The sequence below is a fragment of the Candidatus Binataceae bacterium genome (assembly GCA_036495685.1).
Lineage (GTDB): Bacteria > Desulfobacterota > Binatia > Binatales > Binataceae > JAFAHS01.
Genome location: DASXMJ010000148.1, coordinates 1 through 3,102, shown reverse-complemented (window position 1 = coordinate 3,102; position 3,102 = coordinate 1). Strand labels below are relative to the sequence as shown.

The window sequence follows — 3,102 nt, the reverse complement described above, 5'->3', positions numbered from 1 at the left end:
GTCGAGCGAGTCATCGGTTCGATTCGCCGCGAATGTCTTGACCACCTGGTGGTTTCGGGCGAACCGCACCTGCGTCGGATTCTCAAAGCCTACGCCGCCTACTACAATCGTGATTCATACTACCCACCTGGCTATGTCATTGATAAATCGAGGTTTTGTTGCTGCGAGTCATGTCCTGCGGGGGTGTTCCGGTTGCGTGGGGCGAGGCGTCGAGCAGCTTCAGTCTCGAGAGCAGCTTGGTTGAAGATCCAAGGACCATCGGGCAAGGGATGCTGTGCCTCCACCTCTCCGCGTTCAGCGGCTAGGCGCAACGTCTTGGCGCTAACCGCGAGTGTAGCCGCAGCCTGGGTCAGCGTCATCCAACCTTCATGCTCGCGAATTTGCTGAGAATAGACCGGGATTTTGTGGTGAGAGCGCAGCGAAGTCACCCGCTCGCGGGTCCAACGATTTCCATAGCCAGTCGTTAGCCGGTTACGATTGAGCAGACCTGCGATTAAGTCATCATTGGCGATGCGCGCCAATACGCGCACGGCTTCGATGATCTCCACCGCCGTGCCCTTGCATTGTCCACGTCGGCGCCTGGGCAGACGCAATTCGGTATGAACACCGCCAACCCAGTGGAGCACAAGGACTATCTCACCGGCTGACGGCTCGATATCGGCAATAACCTCATGAAGCAAGGTTCGTACGATGCGTTTCTTTAACCGCGCATCGATGGCCGGATCGGCCCACACGGTTTTCAAGTCCGTGGCGAGCGACCCAAAGTCATCCGGCGTGGTCGAGGTCGGCGCGGGTCGTTGGCGATCATGAGCATCGATGCGCTCCTGCAAGTTGGTCACACGTTCGAGCGCCCGGTTCCAGCGTAATTCCAGCTCGGCCGCAACCAAGCGGTTCTGTGGATCGGTGGCGTCGTATTGCCGAAAGGCACGATCGGCAGCAAAGCGTGCGGCCTCGAGATCTCGCAGCAAAGCGGCCCGCACCTCATCGCGCTGCTGCACTTCCTGCTGTTGCGCTTGCTTCGCAGCCTCAATAGCTGCGGGCTGCACCACTCTGAGAACTTCCGCCGCGATGGCGTCATCCACTTTTAACCCGCCGAAGGCGATACAGCGCGGCTCACCGTTGTCCAGCCAGCCACGGGTACAGGAATAGCGCAGGACATCGTGCCCTCGACCTGTATAGCGCACCGTCAACTTCCGTCCGCAGCGTCGACAACGGAGAATGCCGGCCAGGAGCGCGTCGCCATCCTTGGCCGCGCCTGGGTGTTCTCCACCATAGTTGTTGTCGATGATCATGCGCCGAATTGCCTCCGCCCGCTCCCACGCGACATAGCCCTCGTGGGTGCCGGGGTGCAAGGCCAACCATTGTTCGCGCGGTTTGCGCCGAACGCTGGGCCGCGCAGTCGCGCTGTCATAGACCGTGGACGCACCGGTCTTACCGTAAGCATAGGCGCCCCCATAGGTCGGGTTGGTGAGAATGCGATAGACGGTAGCATAGCGGGGCCGTTTCCAAACGATCTCGCCGTGCGGTCTCGCCGGCAGATCCAACCCATGTTCAAGGAACCACAGTAGCGTCTGTCGCACGCTTCCGAGTTCGGAGAATTTGCTGAAGACCAGGGCGATCGCTTGCTGGACCCGGCGATCAGGGTCCTTCTCAAGCTTTTGTTCGTCAGTCTTCAGGTAACCCACTGGTGCGGCAACGATTAATTCGCCGCGCCGCGCTTTCTGATGTCGCGCCGCAAGCGAGCGCTGGCGCAAGAGATCAAGTTCGTACTCGTTGAGACTTCCTTTCAGCCCGAGCAGGAGCCGATCATTGCTCTGACGCGGCGCGTAGATGGCCTCCTGGTCAACCAGCAGCGTGTCGACTACGCGACACATCTCGATGAGTTGCTGCCAATCGCGACTGTTGCGAGCGAAGCGTGATACCTCACGCGCCGCCACTGCTCCGACCTTGCCGAGGCACACTTCCGCCACCATGCGCTCAAACCCGGCGCGGGTCGCGGTGCCAGCTGCAGAGATACCGAGGTCGTCGTCGATTATCTCAATGTTCGACCAACCCAGGACCGCGAGCCGCTCGCGCATCGCATATTGAAGGCTGCGGCTCTCACGGTTGTGGATAACCTGATGGGCGGAGGACTGCCGGATGTAGAGTACGGCTTTGCGCTGGAGATGATGTGGCTTGATCTTGTCACTCATCGTCGTGGCCTCCGTGGGGGTGGCTGGGAAGATTGCCAAGCTCGGGTGTACTCAGCATCTGCGCAATTAAGCGCGTCACTTTCTCCCGCACCTCCGCCGACAGGCGTGGCCACTCCAGTGAGTGAGGACTCGACGATCGGAACAGATCGAGTTGCACAGTTGGTAATTGGCGATTGCGGCGTGGCATCGGCATCTCCTCGTCTCTCCAAGGGATGCCCAGCTCCTACCACTACGGTTGTTGCAGACGTTCGAGGTGCAACCTCAGCAAGCAACGCTTTTAAACAGTTCAGCGCCGCCAGTTCGACCTGCGGAGCATCGGCCAGCCGAGTCCGAAAGCACGCTGCACGATCGAACATCCAGGCGGGAACATTCATGCAACGCGCAGTCGGTCTCTTGCCCAGATCGCAGCGAAAGATTCGTCCGCTGCCACGCTCAATGACTTCATGTATATAGACTGTCCGACCGAACCACGGATGCCATGGATAAAGCACCTCTACACTTTCGGTCACATGGGTTTTGCAGCGCTCGGTTGTACAACCGCGGCAGGCCCCACTCGTCTCTCGGTCCGGGTATTCCCGAGCCCCGGCCAGACCTGCGGGCGCGTTTGCAACGTAATCGCTACCGGCTTGACCGCCCGGCCTCAGTAGTGGCTCGCCCGATCTTGAACGGCCTTTACCACGAATATCGTGTCGGCGCCGTTGCTGCTTGAGGCCGACAATTTTTGCGGAGCACAGGGCTACGTGCCGCTCTCACAGACCGGCGTTCGCGGATTTAGCTGTCGAGGTCGCCAAACCTAATCACGACCAATCGCTGTAGGATGGCTATGATCATGGCCGTCGACACACCGAACATCAGCATACCATCAGCAGTTTCGAGTGGCCCCAATAACCTCCAGGAGGAGGACATGATT

At 59.7% G+C, this 3,102-nt stretch carries 1 protein-coding gene; it reads right to left on the bottom strand.

The window, feature by feature from the left end:
- Positions 1 to 131 precede the first annotated feature (131 nt).
- On the bottom strand, positions 132 to 2,192 hold the full coding sequence (locus tag VGI36_14060; protein HEY2486271.1) for a recombinase family protein: 2,061 nt from the start codon (positions 2,190 to 2,192) through the stop codon (positions 132 to 134).
- Positions 2,193 to 3,102: the final 910 nt, after the last annotated feature.

Bases quoted from the DNA above. Each gene is read 5' to 3' on its own strand.
- VGI36_14060 (HEY2486271.1), bottom strand. From the start codon at position 2,192: ATGAGTGACAAGATCAAGCCACATCATCTCCAGCGCAAAGCCGTACTC.